The 712-nt window shown below is 46.2% G+C and carries 2 protein-coding genes; both read left to right on the top strand.

Going from position 1 to position 712, the window contains the following annotated elements; genetic code table 11:
* On the top strand, positions 1-170 hold a 170-nt coding region (locus KIV40_RS32370), incomplete at its 5' end, for an ApaG domain (RefSeq protein WP_285353452.1).
* A 37-nt stretch (positions 171-207) separates the two neighbouring features.
* A partial coding sequence (locus tag KIV40_RS32375) for a symmetrical bis(5'-nucleosyl)-tetraphosphatase (protein ID WP_285353451.1) occupies positions 208-712 on the top strand: 505 nt, incomplete at its 3' end.

Below are 712 nucleotides of genomic sequence, written 5' to 3' on the forward strand. Positions count from 1 at the left end.
AGCAGCCTGTGATTGAGTCCAGTGACGAATACACATACACCAGTGGCACTGTCATTGAGACCCCAGTGGGAGTGATGCAGGGACACTACATCATGACCGACAGCAAAGGGGCAGAGTTCATTGCTGAAATCGAGCCGTTTCGATTGGCAATCCCCAACATTCTCAACTAACCCTTAGCCTTCCCTACCGATTTTACAGGAATTAACTTTGCCGAATTATATTGTCGGAGATATTCAAGGCTGCTTTGATGAATTTCAGCAGCTCCTTGAGCAGATCCAATTCAATCCAATCAAAGATACCTTATGGGTTGCCGGAGACCTTGTTGCTCGTGGACCGAAATCGCTAGAGGCACTTCGATATATTCGTGACCTCGGCGATTCTGCGAAGGTTGTATTGGGCAATCATGATCTTCACCTACTGGCAGTATCTCTAGGTTTATTCACTGCGAAAGCAAAAGACAAAACCCAACCGATCTTAGATGCTCCGGACAAAGAAGCACTACTCAGTTGGTTACGTGAACAACCGCTGCTTCAAGAACATGATGAATTTGTGATGGCACATGCTGGCATCTCGCCTCAATGGAGTTTAAAACGCGCTCGTAAAGAGAGTGAAAAGATCAGCGCATTGCTTCAGTCAGATAAATGGTCATGGCTGATTGAGAACATGTATAGCAACACCCCAGATCTTCGGAGCAAAGAGCTCAAGAAGATCG

The sequence above is a fragment of the Vibrio sp. D173a genome (assembly GCF_030248475.1).